Genomic DNA, 14,145 nt, shown 5'->3' with positions numbered 1-14,145 from the left:
GTCCCAAGTACGACACCTAAGCTCGAAGAAGTATTCGTCTACGATGATATCGCGCAGGATCCGAAACCACTCAGTCGGATCGAAAGTGCCTTCTTTACGGAAAATTCGAACGTCCAACAAATCAAGAGTCGGGATGACCTCGACGTCGTTGACGGACGGAGTCAGCGTCTCGACGTACGACCGGATTACAACGCGTTTCGATTCAATACGTTATCACCGAATACCCAGACGTCTTCCGTCGATTACAGTACGATCGTCAGTTACATCAATATTCACGGCGGCTGGCTTGATCAGTTGACGCAACGTAGCGGTTTCCGCTATTACTTCGATCAGAATGTCGAAAACGGATGAAGAACAGCAGCGACGTTCCGTCTGTATCTGAATCGGTATCCGGTGTTTGGCGAAGCCGGACCGTTGCTTGAGCAAACCGGATTTTGATTTAGCGACAATCAAGGTGACGTTCGAGGAAAATCAAATCCGTTCGCTCAGTCGGAGCATGCTTCCGGGCAGACCGGAAGCTGTTGCTTCGGAATCCAGTTTGCCATCCGTCGAACAAGTCCAACAACAACTGCAGGCAGCAGATGTGCTGGATGAGATATCGGGCATTCGGATGGGATACAAGATGACCTACAAGATTTCAACAGCCGCTACGCCTTGTTTGAACCGGCTTGGTTCATCAAACGGAACGGGAAATGGACCACGGTCAATCAAGCTATCGGAAAAGAGGGATAAGGTTTCATGGATTGGAGTAAAGCAAAAACATTACTGATTCTGACTTTTCTGATCGCTGAACGTCTATCTTGCGTTCAATTGATGGATCGAATGGTCGATCCCCGAGTTGTCACGACCAATGCGGATGGGAAAACCGTATTGAAGAACGAAAAATTGATGAGAAAAAACTACAATCCGTCTCAAAAGAGATTGGATATTTGACGGCAGAAGTCGATGCCAGTTCGCTCGCCCCCAAAGCGGGTTCTTCGATTGAAGGATGCGATTATATCGGTCAAAAACCAAATTGAATGGTCGGTCGTTTGACGAAATCGTATCCGCTCGAAGCCAAAGCGATGCGTGATTCCGCGACATCATTTGTCCGGTCTTCCGTCGCATATGGTACGGATTATACGTTTTGGAAGTATGACAGCAAACATAATGAGATGACGTTTGTCCAGACGTATAAAGAACACCGCTCTATTCGACGCCACAACAATCGCGTGAAGACGATGCGATGATTGGTCCGTCGTTGCTCGTCCTTCAGTTAAACGAACAAAAGGAAATCGTCAGCTATAAACAACGTCACTTAAACAAGGTCGTCCGTCAGGCACAAGATGTCACGTTGTTGTCGGCCAGTGAATCCATCATTCAACTGTCAGAGCAGGGATTGTTCCGAGCCTCAAAACGAATGACGAGCCAGCAGCTTGGCTACTTTTGTCTCGTGACAGAAGGAACGACGTCGGTCCAGATTTTACCGCCGACGTGGCAGATTGAACTGAATGGAGAAGAACTGTATTTCGTCAATGCGATCGACGGCGGAGTTCAGACCATCGAACGGCTTGATACCGTTTCAGAGAAATGAGGAATGCACGATGAGCCTACACTATAGCGTCCTTGCAGTGGCTCGACGGGGAATGCCCTCTACATCGAAAGTGAACAGACGCGCCTGCTCGTCGATGCCGGATTGACTGGTAAAGCGATGATCGCCCTGTTTGATCAGATTCACCGGTCGCCGGAAAAAATCGACGGGTTGTTCGTCACCCATGAACACTCGGACCATATCAAAGGCGTCGGGATTTTAGCACGTAAATATAAGATTCCGCTGTATGCGAACGAAAAGACATGGGCAGCGATGGAGACGAAGATCGGGAAGATTGATCCCGCCCTCAAGTTCCTCTGGGAAGTCGGCGAAGTGAAACAGTTTGGTGACATCGAAGTCGAATCGTTTAACGTCAGTCATGATGCGGCCGATCCGATGTTCTTCCAGTTTGCCCACGACGGGAAACGCCTCGCCCACATCACAGATACCGGCTACGTGTCGGACCGGATGAAAGGGGTCATCCGCGGTGCTGATGCCTATATCTTCGAAGCGAACCACGATATCGGGATGCTCCAGATGGGACATTACCCGTGGAGCGTCAAACGGCGGATCCTCGGTGACTACGGTCACGTCTCGAATGAGGATGCGGCGATCGCGGATGAGCGAAGTTTTGGATGATCGGACAAAACGGATCCACATGGCCCACTTGAGCAAGGACAACAACATGAAGGAGCTGGCCCGCATGAGTGTCTCGCAGACACTTACGAGCCGAGACGTCGATCTCAGCAAGATCCAGTTGCTCGATACGGATCCGGTCATTCCGACGCGCTCTTGAAGCTCTGATTATGGGAAATTACTGAATATGCTCAAAAGACCCCACATTTGGCTAACTCGTCACGTGATGGGGGTATACTTGTGTAAAGAGAGTTAGAAGGAGGCGTGTGTCGATGGATCGACCAGAAGAACCACGGAACGAATCGGATCAGCCTTACGCATCGACCGATGAGACAAACGGCTTTCCGCCGCGACGACCAAGTGAAGACGAGCCGGTCAGTCCTTATCGTGAATCATATGAAGAAGAACCACCCGTACCAAAACGCCGTGGCGGCGGGAAAGCCTTTTTTGTCGCTTGATCGGCGGTATCATCGGTGCCTTGTTGATTGCCTTGATCGCCTGGCCGTTCGTCCGCGGACGAGATGACAAGTGCACCGGTCTCGACCGCGATGCCGGAACAAGCGGCGACGAGTGCGACGGAATCGGAAAATGATATCGTCAGTGCCGTCAGTCAGACGAAGGAAGCGGTCGTCAGCGTGACGAATTTACAAAGTTCGTTCCAAGGTGCCGATCAAGAGACCGGTGCCGGGTCCGGGGTCATCTATAAAAAAGACGGCAATAAAGCATATGTCGTCACGAACTATCACGTCGTCGAAGGGGCAAGCCGTTTGTCGGTCACGTTATCCGACGGGACAGCGCTTGAAGCAAAAGTGCTCGGAGAAGATCCGACGTATGATTTAGCAGTCCTCTCGATCGATGCCTCAAAAGTGACGCAAGTCGTCAAACTCGGTGATTCGGATACGTTACGTGCCGGGGAGACGGTCCTTGCAATCGGGAACCCGCTCGGGATTTTTGCGAACTCGGTGACGCGTGGTGTCATCAGTGCCCAGGAACGGGACGGTGCCGGTTGATACGAACAAAGACGGTCAGCAGGACTTCAATACGGAAGTCATCCAGACGGATGCGGCAATCAACCCGGGTAACTCAGGCGGAGCACTCATCAATACGTCCGGTCAATTGATCGGGATCAACTCGATGAAGATCGCCGAAGCAAGTGTCGAAGGCGTCGGTTTTGCGATTCCGATCAACGAAGCCTTGCCGATCATGCGTGACCTTGAACAAAACGGTGAAGTGATTCGTCCGCAACTCGGCATTCAGATTCGGGATGTCCAAGAGTTTCCGAGCGGTTTCCGGGAAGATCGTCTGAAGCTTACCAAATGACGTCACACGCGGAATCGTCGTCGTCGGTTTGACCGGCAACAGCGGAGCGGAAAAAGCAGGAATGAAAGAAAATGATGTCATCGTCGGATCAACGGCAAGGACATCAACTCGTTTGCCGATCTAAAAAGTGTCCTGTACCGGAGCGAAAGTCGGCGATAACGTCAAGGTGACGTTCTACCGTGCGGCGAGAAACAGACACTTGATGGTCAAACTGTCGGCGCAGCGGCGACAGTACAATAACAGATTCAGAAGTCGGGACTACTCGTATACGTGACGGGTAGTTTTTTTGTGCCACAGAAAAGATAGTGTCCTCTGGTTCTTCATCGTATCTTGCTGACATGCGGCTTTCCTCAGGCGAGAACAAAGTCCGGCGCTGCTTGCCCTGTCGGCGTCAGATGCCCGCGGTCTCGTTTTCCTCGCCGCTGCGACGAGACCCGGGCATCGACGCCGACAGCAGCCCGCGACTGTTCTCCCTGAGGAGCGCATGTCAGCAAGATACGATGAGAACCAGAGACCACTATCTTTTTCTGTGCACAAAAAAACTACCCGTACGTATACGAGTAGTCGATCTGAATCTGTTATTGTACTGTCGCCGCTTGCGCCGACAGTTTGACATCAAGTGTCTGTTTCTCGCCGCCACGGTAGAAGTCACCTGACGTTATCGCCGGACTTTCGCATCCGGTACAGGACACTTTTTAGATCGGCAACGAGTTGATGTCCTTGCCGTTGATCTCGACGATGACATCATTTTCTTTCATTCCTGCTTTTTCCGCTCCGCTGTTGCCGGTCAAACGACGACGACGATTCCGCGTGTGACGTCATTTGGTAACTTCAGACGATCTTCCCGGAAAACCGCTTCGGAAACTCTTGGACATCCCGAATCTGAATGGCCGAGTTGCGACGAATCACTTCACCGTTTTGTTTCAAGGTCACGCATGATCGGCAAGGCTTCGTTGATCGGAATCGCAAAACCGACGCCTTCGACACTTGCTTCGGCGATCTTCATCGAGTTGATCCCGATCAATTGACCGGACGTATTGATGAGTGCTCCGCCTGAGTTACCCGGGTTGATTGCCGCATCCGTCTGGATGACTTCCGTATTGAAGTCCTGCTGACCGTCTTTGTTCGTATCAACCGGCACCGTCCGTTCCTGGGCACTGATGACACCACGCGTCACCGAGTTCGCAAAAATCCCGAGCGGGTTCCCGATTGCAAGGACCGTCTCCCCGGCACGTAACGTATCCGAATCACCGAGTTTGACGACTTGCGTCACTTTTGAGGCATCGATCGAGAGGACTGCTAAATCATACGTCGGATCTTCTCCGAGCACTTTTTGCTTCAAGCGCTGTCCCGTCGGATAACGTGACCGACAAACGGCTTGCCCCTTCGACGACGTGATAGTTCGTGACGACATATGCTTTATTGCCGTCTTTTTTATAGATGGACCCCGGACCCGGGCACCGGTCTCTTGATCGGCACCTGTGGAACGAACTTTTGTAAATTCGTCACGCTGACGACCGCTTTCCTTCGTCTGACTGACGGCACTGGACGATATCATTTTCCGATTCCGTCGCACTCGTCGCCGCTTGTTCCGGCATCGCGGTCGAGACCGGTGCACTTGTCATCTCGTCGCGGAACGAACGGCCAGGCGATCAAGGCAATCCAACAAGGCACCGATGATACCGCCGATCAAGCCGACAAAAAAGGCTTTCCCGCCGCCACCGGCGTTTTGGTACGGGTGGTTCTTCTTCATATGATTCACGATAAGGACTGACCGGCTCGTCTTCACTTGGTCGTCGCGGCGGAAAGCCGTTTGTCTCATCGGTCGATGCGTAAGGCTGATCCGATTCGTTCCGTGGTTCTTCTGGTCGATCCATCGGACACACGCCTCCTTCTAACTCTCTTTACACAAGTATACCCCCATCACGTGACGAGTTAGCAAATGTGGGGGTCTTTTGAGCATATTCAGTAATTTCCCATAATCAGAGCTTCAAGAGCGGCGTCGGAATGACCGGATCCGTATCGAGCAACTGGATCTTGCTGAGATCGACGTCTCGCTCGTAAGTGTCTGCGAGACACTCATGCGGGCCAGCTCCTTCATGTTGTTGTCCTTGCTCAAGTGGGCCATGTGGATCCGTTTTGTCCGATCATCCAAAACTTCGCTCATCGCGATCGCCGCATCCTCATTCGAGACGTGACCGTAGTCACCGAGGATCCGCCGTTTGACGCTCCACGGGTAATGTCCCATCTGGAGCATCCCGATATCGTGGTTCGCTTCGAAGATATAGGCATCAGCACCGCGGATGACCCCTTTCATCCGGTCCGACACGTAGCCGGTATCTGTGATGTGGGCGAGGCGTTTCCCGTCGTGGGCAAACTGGAAGAACATCGGATCGGCCGCATCATGACTGACGTTAAACGATTCGACTTCGATGTCACCAAACTGTTTCACTTCGCCGACTTCCCAGAGGAACTTGAGGGCGGGATCAATCTTCCCGATCTTCGTCTCCATCGCTGCCCATGTCTTTTCGTTCGCATACAGCGGAATCTTATATTTACGTGCTAAAAATCCCGACGCCTTTGATATGGTCCGAGTGTTCATGGGTGACGAACAACCCGTCGATTTTTTCCGGCGACCGGTGAATCTGATCAAACAGGGCGATCATCGCTTTACCAGTCAATCCGGCATCGACGAGCAGGCGCGTCTGTTCACTTTCGATGTAGAGGGCATTCCCCGTCGAGCCACTGGCAAGGACGCTATAGTGTAGGCTCATCGTGCATTCCTCATTTCTCTGAAACGGTATCAAGCCGTTCGGATGGTCTGAACTCCGCCGTCGATCGCATTGACGAAATACAGTTCTTCTCCATTCAGTTCAATCTGCCACGTCGGCGGTAAAATCTGGACCGACGTCGTTCCTTCTGTCACGAGACAAAAGTAGCCAAGCTGCTGGCTCGTCATTCGTTTTGAGGCTCGGAACAATCCCTGCTCTGACAGTTGAATGATGGATTCACTGGCCGACAACAACGTGACATCTTGTGCCTGACGGACGACCTTGTTTAAGTGACGTTGTTTATAGCTGACGATTTCCTTTGTTCGTTTAACTGAAGGACGAGCAACGACGGACCAATCATCGCATCGTCTTCACGCGATTGTTGTGGCGTCGAATAGAGCGGTTGTTCTTTATACGTCTGGACAAACGTCATCTCATTATGTTTTGCTGTCATACTTCCAAAACGTATAATCCGTACCATATGCGACGGAAGACCGGACAAATGATGTCGCGGAATCACGCATCGCTTTGGCTTCGAGCGGATACGATTTCGTCAAACGGACCGACCATTCAATTTGGTTTTTGACCGATATAATCGCATCTTCAATCGAAGAACCGCTTTTGGGGCGAGCGAACTGGCATCGACTTCTGCCGTCAAATATCCAATCTCTTTTGAGACGGATTGTAGTTTTTTCTCATCAATTTTTCGTTCCTTCAATACGGTTTTCCCATCCGCATTGGTCGTGACAACTCGGGGATCGACCATTCGATCCATCAATTGAACGGCAAGATAGACGTTCAGGATCAGAAAAGTCAGAATCAGTAATGTTTTTGCTTTACTCCAATCCATGAAACCTTATCCCTCTTTTCCGATAGCTTGATTGACCGTGGTCCATTTCCCGTTCCGTTTGATGAACCAAGCCGGTTCAAACAAGGCGTAGCGGCTTGTTGAAATCTTGTAGGTCATCTTGTATCCCATCCGAATGCCCGATATCTCATCCAGCACATCTGCTGCCTGCAGTTGTTGTTGGACTTGTTCGACGGATGGCAAACTGGATTCCCGAAGCAACAGCTTCCGGTCTGCCCGGAGCATGCTCCGACTGAGCGAACGGATTTGATTTTCCTCGAACGTCACCTTGATTGTCGCTAAATCAAAATCCGGTTGCTCAAGCAACGGTCCGGCTTCGCCAAACACCGGATACCGATTCAGATACAGACGGAACGTCGCTGCCTGTTCTTCATCCGTTTTCGACATCTGATCGAAGTAATAGCGGAAACCGCTACGTTGCGTCAACTGATCAAGCCAGCCGCCGTGAATATTGATGTAACTGACGATCGTACTGTAATCGACGGAAGACGTCTGGGTATTCGGTGATAACGTATTGAATCGAAACGCGTTGTAATCCCGGTCGTACGTCGAGACGCTGACTCCGTCCGTCAAGACGTCGAGGTCATCCGACTCTTGATTTGTTGGACGTTCGAATTTTCCGTAAAGAAGGCACTTTCGATCCGACTGAGTGGTTTCGGATCCTGCGCGATATCATCGTAGACGAATACTTCTTCGAGCTTAGGTGTCGTACTTGGGACATACGTATAGTCGCCACCTTTCAGCTCGACTTTCGTCATCGTTTTTTTCTTATCGTAGGCAAACAGTCGTTTTAAGACCGTCTCGTCACCAATCAATTTAAAGTCCTTGAACCGTCCTGTCGTTGACTCGAGCCGCAGAATCGGACCCTCATAGTCCAGTAGATACAACCGTTTGATTGGTTCTGACATCGCAATCTGGTCTTCTCCGAGCAATTCCTCCAGCATCTTTGCACTGATCGGAGTCGGGAAAATCATCTCGACACTTCGTTTGCTCGCCGGGATGTTCGAGGCCTTATCCGTCAAGACTAAAACACCCAACATCAAAGGAAGCCCCGATCCGGTTCAAGATCGTCGCGCCGATGATTTGTGTCTGATAAGCGGTTTCACCGTTCGAGTAGGACGACGAGCTCCGGATTGACGAGCTGATTCCCTTCGACCGTCTTCGAGGCATCGATCTCATTAAACGACACCTGTTCCTGTTCGATCGATTCACTGCTCGGGATGATACGTCCACAGCATGGCTGTCTTGAACTATCGAGCCACTGACAAGCAAAATCAAGAGGACGGTTTTCAGTCGCTGTTTCGTCATCCGATATCCACCTCTTCGATCACCTCATACGGGTAACGTAAAGTAAATCGTCGTACCGCGTCCCCACTCGCTTTCTGCCCAGATGTCGCCACCGTGCGCGAGACGACGTCTTTGGCGATCGAAAAGACCCAGTCCCGGTTCCACCAATCTTTCGTGCCCGGGCTTTATCGACCCGGTAAAAACGTTCGAAAATCTTTTGTAGGTTGGCTTTTGGAATCCCGACCCCTTCATCCTTGATGCTGATGACGATTCGTTTCGGCCCGCAACATCGTCCGGACGGTAATCGTTCCGCCTTCCGGTGAATACTTGATTGCATTCGTCAAGATATTATCCGCGACCTGAATCAATTTATCTTGATCGCCTCGAATGTAGACTCTCCGTTTCATGATCTTCCGGCGGAAACGAATCCGTTCCGGTTTCGGTCATATCATGCCGGTCGAAGAATCTCATTTAAGAATTTGAATGTAGTCAAAGCGGACTTTGTTCATCTTGTATTCCTTACTGTCCATTTTCGACAGTTGGAGCAAGTCGGTGACAAGACGAATCATCCGTTCTTTGTCTCGTTTTGGGTCGTCTCAGGAAACGTGGGGCCAGTTCCTCATCTTGATAGGCCCTTCTGCTAACGCTTCGAGGTAACTGCGCATCGTCGTCAGCGGTGTCCGGAGTTCATGACTGACGTTCGCCACGAATTCCCGGCGATCCTGTTCGACTTGTTCTTGTTCCGTGACATCATGCAGGACGATGATCATCCCGGTAATCGGTCCACTGTGTTTTTTGACCGGAGAGAAAAAGGCCCGGACGAGAAACAGTTCGTCTTCGCTACTGAAATCAAGTAAACGAGGGGGCATCGTTCCGTCTTCCGGAATCATGGAAGTCGTCTCTAGCGCAAGCAAAATCTTCAGATTTCGTCCCGACGATTCCCGCGTCATCCACTCGACGATATCTTTCGCCTGATCGTTCATCAAGATGACCCGTAACGTCCGGTCGGTCGCGATCACACCGTCCGTCATGTTTTCGAGGACACTCGTCAACTTCCGCCGCTCGGCTTCCGTCGTCGCATTGGCTTCGAGCAACTCATCCGTCAATTCATTAAAGGACCGCGCGAGCTGTCCAATCTCATCAATCCGAATAGACTTTGACCTTACGCGAGAAATTCCGCGCCGCATTTCGGATGGCCTGACGCCGCATATCGGAAATCGGACGAGTGATCGTCCGCGATAACAGGACACCGAGGATCGAGGTGATGACAAGTGCGATCACTGTCCCCGTCGCTAAGATCCGTGTGGGACTTGTTGCATCTGAGCATAAATCGACTCCATCGAAGCCGACATAAATCATCCCTGTCGTCGCACCGGTCCGTTCCGATGTGACAGGTACTGCAAAGATCCGAATCTTATCTTCCGTCCCGGATCAAGCACCGTATCGACACGTGAGGAACTGGTCGCTTGGGCTTTTTTGATCAGTGAATTCGTCGGCCCGTTGTCCGACGCCGACTGATTGTCTTCATCAGATGTCGCTTGGAATGATCGGAGTCCTGATCGATGATCTGGACCTCGAGAATATCGTTTCTTGAAGTGGAGCCACTACTAAACTCAGACAGCAGTTGTCCAAGAGATTCAGACAACTGCCGTTTTGAGGCTTCATCATCGCCTGTCTTATCAAATTCCTTCCCGACGTTGTACGCAACAAGTCCGGCCCGGTCTTCGACAGATTTTGAGAAGTTCGTAATGTACTGCTTTTCAAGAGAACGAACGAAGTAAACACCAATGACTTGCATCGCGACTAAAATCAACAACGCATAAATGACGACAAGCTCCACTGGATCGATTTAAAAAAGTTCGTTCCTTTTAACATCGTTATTCATTCTCCCCGTCTTGGAGATAGTAGCCGACACCACGGCGGGTCATGATATAGATCGGTGTACTTGGGTTATCCTCGACTTTTTCACGCAGACGGCGCACCGTCACATCGACCGTCCGGACATCTCCAAAGTAGTCGTAACCCCCAGACCGTCTGTAACAAGTGCTCACGCGTCATGACTTGTCCGATGTTTTTCGCTAAATAATGCAACAACTCGAATTCACGTTGGGTGAGTTCGATTTTTTGATCTTTCCGTGTCACGGTATGAGAATTTGTATCGATATACAGTTCTCCCACTTTTAACGGACCAGGACCGGCGTTCGTAGGAGTTGCCTCTACTGCGTTGACATTTCGTAGATGTGCTTTGACTCGCGCTAATAGTTCACGTGAGCTGAATGGCTTTCGTCACATAATCGTTTGCGCCAAGCTCAAGTCCTAAAAACCGTATCGATTTCAGAATCCTTTGCCGTCAACATGATGATTGGGACTTTTGATGTCTTCCGGACTTCGCGGCAGCTTCCATTCCGTCCATCAATGGCAACATGATATCGAGTAAGATCAGGTCGGGTTTGAACTCCTCGACTTTCTTCTAGTGCTTCGACACATCATTTGGCTACTGCAACACTATAACCTTCTTTTTTCTAATTTAAATTTTAATATATCGGCAATCGGCTGCTCGTCGTCGACGACGAGGATTTTACGTTCCGTCACTGGGTGTTCCCCCTTAAAAAATTCTATTCAATCTATTTTACCTGTTTTTGAGGCATATAGAAAGGTGGCGACGGAAACTCCCGACGCCACTCTGCTGACTACATGACCCGTTCACGTCCATCCGTTCCACGTGAAACATTACTTTTAGTATACGCTCTTTTGTGATTCATGTTGTGAATGTTTTCGCTTGATTCCTCATCAAAAAAGAAGCCGATCCAGATTTGAATATCTGGATCCGCTCCTCTGAAAAAAATTATGCTTTCTTCGTACAGATCACGCAGGGACAACCGTCTGTTCTCGTCCTGGTCCGACTGAGAAACGTGACGAGTGAAATGTCCGTCAAATCAGCAATTCGTTTTACATAATTTTGGGCATTGAGTGAAGATCTTCAAACTTCCGAATGTGCGTGATATCTTCTTTCCAGCCTGGTAACTCTTCATAGACCGGGACACATGCTTCAAGATCGCGGAAGCTTGCTGGGTACTCGTCAATCTGTTTGCCCTTTAAACTCGTATGACGTACAGATTTTAAGCGTTTCAATCCCTGTCAGGACATCGATTGAGTTCAATGCAAGATCCGTCAAACCACTTGTCCGGCGTGAATGCGGACGACGACCGAGTCAAACCAACCGACACGACGTGGACGACCTGTCGTCGTACCGTATTCACGGCCGACTTCACGAATGTGGTGACCAATTTCGTCAAACAGTTCCGTTGGGAAAGGACCATCGCCGACACGTGACGTGTAGGCCTTACAGACACCAACGACGTGATCAATCCGAGCTGGTCCGACGCCGACACCTGATGCGACACCGCCCGCTGATGCATTCGATGACGTGACGAATGGATACGTCCCGTGGTCAAGGTCGAGCAGGACACCTTGTGCGCCTTCGAATAATACCTTTTCGCCTTTATCGAGGCTGTCGTTGACGACGACCGATGTGTCACAGACATATTTCGCGAACTCTTGACCGTATGCATAATATTCTTCGAAAATATCATCGAACGCAATCGGTTCAGCGTCGTACATCTTCGTGAACATCCGATTTTTTTGTTCGAGAACAATCTGTAATTTTTCTGCGAATGTTTCTTTGTCGAGTAAATCCGCCATCCGAATTCCGATCCGTGCCGCTTTATCCATGTAGCACGGTCCGATTCCTTTCAGCGTCGTTCCGACTTTCGCATCGCCTTTTGCTTCTTCTTCGAGCTGATCCTGCAGTTGGTGATATGGCAAGATGACATGTGCCCGGTTTGAAATGAGTAAGTTATCTGTTGAAACACCACGATCGTGCAGATACTTCAATTCCTTGACGAGCGATTTCGGGTTGACGACCAAACCGTTCCCGATGACACATTTCTTGTCTGAGTAAAAGATCCCTGAAGGAATCAGGTGTAACTTATACGTCTCATTATTAAATACGATCGTATGTCCTGCGTTGTCTCCACCTTGATAACGTGCAACGACATCGGCTTTTTTCGAAAGAAAATCGGTGATCTTTCCTTTTCCTTCGTCGCCCCACTGTGTTCCGACTACTACTACTGATGACATATTCTCATCCACCTCCACGTACGATTCAAAACCACGACTAAGTGTAACGCGGAAAAAAACAGAAGTCAACCAAATACGAACAATTAATTGTTACAATTCTTTTTCGTTCGTTAATTCGCTGTTTTAATTCACTTTTTTCCTTTCTTCAAGATATTCAAACATAACGATTCAACAAAACTCCTCTGCCGAATCGACAGAGGAGTTTTGAACCTGTTCAAGCGGGTGGTGCATAGGAATTATTGGTTCAAGATCGACGAACTTATTGAATTCTTTCCGGAAAGCGAGTTGACGGTACCAGTCGGACCATTCCGCTGTTTGCGATGATGATCTCGATCGTATTCTCATCTTCGTTTCTTTGTTGTAGTACATCATCGCGGTACAAGAAGGCGACGATATCCGCATCCTGCTCGATCGCTCCGGATTCCCGGATATCGGATCATCATCGGTCGTTTATCCTGCCGACTCTCAACACCCCGTGACAGCTGCGATAACGCGATGACGGACTTCAAGTTCACGGGCAAGCGATTCAAGGGAACGGGAAATCTCTGAGACTTCCTGTTGGCGATTATCGCTTGAACGACCATTCCCTTGAATCAATTGCAAATAATCGATCATGATCATACCAAGACCATGTTCCTGCTTCAGACGACGGCATTTCGCCCGAATGTCATTGACACGAATTCCTGGTGTATCGTCGATATAGATTCCGGCTTGCGACAAACTGCTCATCGCAAGCGATAACTTACCCCAGTCCTCATCTTCGAGTTGTCCGGTCCGGAGGCGCTGCGCGTCGACATTCCCTTCCGCACACAACATCCGCATGACGAGCTGTTCTGCACCCATCTCGAGACTAAAGATGGCCACATTTTCGTCGGCACGGGTCGCGACGTTTTGGGAGATGTTCAAGGCAAACGCTGTTTTACCGACGGATGGACGGGCCGCGACGATGATCAAATCATTTCGTTGGAATCCGGCCGTCACCTTATCAAGATCACGGAACCCGGTCGGAATCCCGGTCGTTTCGCCACTTTGCTTATGCAATTTATCGATCGTTGCATAGGCACTCGTCAAGACGTCAGAAATCGGAATGAAACTGGCGCTCCCTTTTCCTTGTGACACTTCGAGAATCTTCCGTTCTGCTTCGTTGAGCAAAACGTCGACCTCATTTTGTCGTTCATATCCATCCGTGACGATTTCATTGGCTGTCCGGATCAGGCGGCGGAGTGTCGATTTTTGATCGACGACATTGACGTAATAGTTGATGTTCGCCGCGGTCGGAACACCTTCCGCAAGCTCACCGAGGTACGGGAGTCCACCGACTTCCTCCAAGATGCCAAGCGTACTCAGCTCCGCCGTGACCGTTACTAAGTCAATCGCTTCGCCACGGTCAGATAACACCAGCATCGTTTCAAAAATCCGTTGGTGGGCCGCACGATAAAAATCTTGTGGTAATAATCGTTCGGACGCACTGATCAGTCGATCCGCATCGATCATGATCGCCCCAAGGACGGCTTGTTCCGCCTCAATGCTTTGGGGTGGCGTATTTTGCATTA

24 protein-coding genes and 6 pseudogenes are annotated in these 14,145 nt (G+C 50.1%); 10 read left to right on the top strand and 20 right to left on the bottom strand.

Going from position 1 to position 14,145, the window contains the following annotated elements:
• The 10 genes and pseudogenes from P404_RS18960 to P404_RS19030 form a co-directional block, all read left to right on the top strand.
• A pseudogene (locus tag P404_RS18960) lies at positions 1–351 on the top strand (two-component system activity regulator YycH); the annotation flags it as partial.
• Positions 352–418: 67 nt separating this feature from the next.
• Positions 419–769 (top strand): hypothetical protein, encoded by a 351-nt coding sequence (locus P404_RS18955; RefSeq protein WP_236624466.1) that lies wholly within the window; start codon positions 419–421, stop codon positions 767–769.
• A 31-nt stretch (positions 770–800) separates the two neighbouring features.
• On the top strand, positions 801–1,019 hold the full coding sequence (locus P404_RS18950; RefSeq protein WP_236624465.1) for a hypothetical protein: 219 nt from the start codon (positions 801–803) through the stop codon (positions 1,017–1,019).
• Positions 1,020–1,229, top strand: coding sequence for a two-component system regulatory protein YycI (gene yycI, locus P404_RS19040; protein ID WP_269077509.1), 210 nt, complete (start codon positions 1,020–1,022; stop codon positions 1,227–1,229). It abuts the gene before it with no gap.
• A complete protein-coding gene (yycI, locus tag P404_RS18945) occupies positions 1,226–1,573 on the top strand; it encodes a two-component system regulatory protein YycI (protein WP_269077508.1) in 348 nt (115 codons plus the stop codon). The genes yycI (P404_RS19040) and yycI (P404_RS18945) overlap by 4 nt, the downstream gene beginning before the upstream one ends.
• A gap of 10 nt (positions 1,574–1,583) precedes the next feature.
• Positions 1,584–2,366 (top strand): annotated as a pseudogene (locus P404_RS17935) (MBL fold metallo-hydrolase).
• Positions 2,367–2,478: 112 nt separating this feature from the next.
• Positions 2,479–2,664 (top strand): hypothetical protein, encoded by a 186-nt coding sequence (locus P404_RS18940; RefSeq protein WP_026831474.1) that lies wholly within the window; start codon positions 2,479–2,481, stop codon positions 2,662–2,664.
• Positions 2,661–2,798 carry a hypothetical protein gene (locus P404_RS18935; RefSeq protein WP_236624464.1) on the top strand — a complete coding sequence of 46 codons (138 nt, stop codon included), beginning with the start codon at positions 2,661–2,663 and terminating at the stop codon, positions 2,796–2,798. The genes P404_RS18940 and P404_RS18935 overlap by 4 nt, the downstream gene beginning before the upstream one ends.
• Positions 2,755–3,216: a S1C family serine protease gene (locus P404_RS19035; protein WP_269077507.1), complete on the top strand. Its 462-nt coding sequence runs from the start codon at positions 2,755–2,757 to the stop codon at positions 3,214–3,216. The genes P404_RS18935 and P404_RS19035 overlap by 44 nt, the downstream gene beginning before the upstream one ends.
• On the top strand, positions 3,206–3,526 hold the full coding sequence (locus tag P404_RS19030) for a S1C family serine protease (RefSeq protein WP_269077506.1): 321 nt from the start codon (positions 3,206–3,208) through the stop codon (positions 3,524–3,526). Before P404_RS19035 ends, P404_RS19030 begins: the two co-directional genes overlap by 11 nt.
• A gap of 350 nt (positions 3,527–3,876) precedes the next feature.
• Here the strand turns inward: P404_RS19030 and P404_RS18925 are convergent, their stop codons facing one another.
• The 20 genes and pseudogenes from P404_RS18925 to dnaB form a co-directional block, all read right to left on the bottom strand.
• Positions 3,877–4,020, bottom strand: coding sequence for a hypothetical protein (locus tag P404_RS18925; protein WP_236624463.1), 144 nt, complete (start codon positions 4,018–4,020; stop codon positions 3,877–3,879).
• Between the two features lie 201 nt (positions 4,021–4,221).
• A complete protein-coding gene (locus P404_RS18545) occupies positions 4,222–4,317 on the bottom strand; it encodes a PDZ domain-containing protein (RefSeq protein WP_160166527.1) in 96 nt (31 codons plus the stop codon).
• Between the two features lie 119 nt (positions 4,318–4,436).
• The gene (locus P404_RS18465) at positions 4,437–4,940 is read right to left on the bottom strand and encodes a S1C family serine protease (RefSeq protein WP_236624462.1); all 504 of its coding nucleotides are present in this window, start codon (positions 4,938–4,940) and stop codon (positions 4,437–4,439) included.
• 207 nt (positions 4,941–5,147) lie between these two features.
• Positions 5,148–5,348, bottom strand: a complete 201-nt coding sequence (locus P404_RS18460; protein WP_236624461.1) for a hypothetical protein — start codon at positions 5,346–5,348, stop codon at positions 5,148–5,150.
• A gap of 160 nt (positions 5,349–5,508) precedes the next feature.
• Positions 5,509–6,300, bottom strand: a pseudogene (locus P404_RS17920) (MBL fold metallo-hydrolase).
• A gap of 29 nt (positions 6,301–6,329) precedes the next feature.
• On the bottom strand, positions 6,330–6,611 hold the full coding sequence (gene yycI / locus P404_RS18920; protein WP_236624468.1) for a two-component system regulatory protein YycI: 282 nt from the start codon (positions 6,609–6,611) through the stop codon (positions 6,330–6,332).
• Complete coding sequence (locus tag P404_RS18915) at positions 6,584–6,751, bottom strand: hypothetical protein (protein ID WP_236624460.1); 168 nt, start codon at positions 6,749–6,751, stop codon at positions 6,584–6,586. The genes yycI (P404_RS18920) and P404_RS18915 overlap by 28 nt, the downstream gene beginning before the upstream one ends.
• On the bottom strand, positions 6,735–6,854 hold the full coding sequence (locus tag P404_RS18910) for a two-component system regulatory protein YycI (RefSeq protein WP_236624459.1): 120 nt from the start codon (positions 6,852–6,854) through the stop codon (positions 6,735–6,737). The genes P404_RS18915 and P404_RS18910 overlap by 17 nt, the downstream gene beginning before the upstream one ends.
• On the bottom strand, positions 6,851–7,147 hold the full coding sequence (locus P404_RS18905) for a two-component system regulatory protein YycI (protein WP_026831472.1): 297 nt from the start codon (positions 7,145–7,147) through the stop codon (positions 6,851–6,853). The genes P404_RS18910 and P404_RS18905 overlap by 4 nt, the downstream gene beginning before the upstream one ends.
• 6 nt (positions 7,148–7,153) lie before the next feature.
• Positions 7,154–7,738, bottom strand: coding sequence for a two-component system activity regulator YycH (yycH, locus tag P404_RS18900; RefSeq protein WP_236624458.1), 585 nt, complete (start codon positions 7,736–7,738; stop codon positions 7,154–7,156).
• The gene (locus tag P404_RS18895) at positions 7,735–8,205 is read right to left on the bottom strand and encodes a hypothetical protein (RefSeq protein ID WP_236624457.1); all 471 of its coding nucleotides are present in this window, start codon (positions 8,203–8,205) and stop codon (positions 7,735–7,737) included. Before P404_RS18895 ends, yycH begins: the two co-directional genes overlap by 4 nt.
• A complete protein-coding gene (locus P404_RS18890) occupies positions 8,177–8,335 on the bottom strand; it encodes a hypothetical protein (protein WP_236624456.1) in 159 nt (52 codons plus the stop codon). The genes P404_RS18895 and P404_RS18890 overlap by 29 nt, the downstream gene beginning before the upstream one ends.
• Positions 8,336–8,497: 162 nt before the next feature.
• A complete protein-coding gene (locus P404_RS19185; protein WP_420864607.1) occupies positions 8,498–8,617 on the bottom strand; it encodes an ATP-binding protein in 120 nt (39 codons plus the stop codon).
• A gap of 83 nt (positions 8,618–8,700) precedes the next feature.
• Positions 8,701–8,859 (bottom strand): ATP-binding protein, encoded by a 159-nt coding sequence (locus P404_RS19180; RefSeq protein ID WP_420864606.1) that lies wholly within the window; start codon positions 8,857–8,859, stop codon positions 8,701–8,703.
• A 189-nt stretch (positions 8,860–9,048) separates the two neighbouring features.
• On the bottom strand, positions 9,049–9,558 hold the full coding sequence (locus P404_RS19175) for a histidine kinase dimerization/phospho-acceptor domain-containing protein (RefSeq protein WP_026831471.1): 510 nt from the start codon (positions 9,556–9,558) through the stop codon (positions 9,049–9,051).
• 34 nt (positions 9,559–9,592) lie between these two features.
• Entirely contained in the window at positions 9,593–9,811 is a 219-nt protein-coding gene (locus tag P404_RS19170) for a HAMP domain-containing protein (RefSeq protein ID WP_026831470.1), read from the bottom strand.
• 121 nt (positions 9,812–9,932) lie between these two features.
• The gene (locus P404_RS19165) at positions 9,933–10,292 is read right to left on the bottom strand and encodes a hypothetical protein (RefSeq protein WP_026831469.1); all 360 of its coding nucleotides are present in this window, start codon (positions 10,290–10,292) and stop codon (positions 9,933–9,935) included.
• A 37-nt stretch (positions 10,293–10,329) separates the two neighbouring features.
• Positions 10,330–11,044: pseudogene (yycF, locus tag P404_RS17900) on the bottom strand (response regulator YycF).
• 282 nt (positions 11,045–11,326) lie between these two features.
• A pseudogene (locus P404_RS17895) lies at positions 11,327–12,592 on the bottom strand (adenylosuccinate synthase); the annotation flags it as partial.
• A 168-nt stretch (positions 12,593–12,760) separates the two neighbouring features.
• Positions 12,761–14,143 (bottom strand): annotated as a pseudogene (gene dnaB / locus P404_RS17890) (replicative DNA helicase).
• Between the last annotated feature and the right edge of the window lie 2 nt (positions 14,144–14,145).

It is taken from the genome of Exiguobacterium antarcticum DSM 14480 (assembly GCF_000685865.1).
Lineage (GTDB): Bacteria > Bacillota > Bacilli > Exiguobacteriales > Exiguobacteriaceae > Exiguobacterium_A > Exiguobacterium_A antarcticum.
Note: the sequence above shows the minus strand (reverse complement) of the source record. Positions and strands in the feature narration are given on the sequence as shown.

Excerpts from the sequence above, each read along its gene's own strand:
- P404_RS18895 (WP_236624457.1), bottom strand. The coding sequence starts at position 8,205 with ATGTTGGGTGTTTTAGTCTTGACGGATAAGGCCTCGAACATCCCGGCG.
- P404_RS18940 (WP_026831474.1), top strand. The coding sequence starts at position 2,479 with ATGGATCGACCAGAAGAACCACGGAACGAATCGGATCAGCCTTACGCA.
- P404_RS19180 (WP_420864606.1), bottom strand. The coding sequence starts at position 8,859 with ATGAAACGGAGAGTCTACATTCGAGGCGATCAAGATAAATTGATTCAG.
- P404_RS19035 (WP_269077507.1), top strand. The coding sequence starts at position 2,755 with ATGCCGGAACAAGCGGCGACGAGTGCGACGGAATCGGAAAATGATATC.
- yycI (WP_269077509.1), top strand. The coding sequence starts at position 1,020 with ATGGTCGGTCGTTTGACGAAATCGTATCCGCTCGAAGCCAAAGCGATG.
- P404_RS18460 (WP_236624461.1), bottom strand. The coding sequence starts at position 5,348 with ATGAGACAAACGGCTTTCCGCCGCGACGACCAAGTGAAGACGAGCCGG.
- P404_RS18890 (WP_236624456.1), bottom strand. The coding sequence starts at position 8,335 with ATGCCTCGAAGACGGTCGAAGGGAATCAGCTCGTCAATCCGGAGCTCG.
- P404_RS18465 (WP_236624462.1), bottom strand. The coding sequence starts at position 4,940 with ATGTCGTCACGAACTATCACGTCGTCGAAGGGGCAAGCCGTTTGTCGG.
- yycI (WP_269077508.1), top strand. The coding sequence starts at position 1,226 with ATGATTGGTCCGTCGTTGCTCGTCCTTCAGTTAAACGAACAAAAGGAA.
- P404_RS18915 (WP_236624460.1), bottom strand. The coding sequence starts at position 6,751 with ATGACAGCAAAACATAATGAGATGACGTTTGTCCAGACGTATAAAGAA.
- P404_RS18905 (WP_026831472.1), bottom strand. The coding sequence starts at position 7,147 with ATGGATTGGAGTAAAGCAAAAACATTACTGATTCTGACTTTTCTGATC.
- P404_RS19170 (WP_026831470.1), bottom strand. The coding sequence starts at position 9,811 with ATGATTTATGTCGGCTTCGATGGAGTCGATTTATGCTCAGATGCAACA.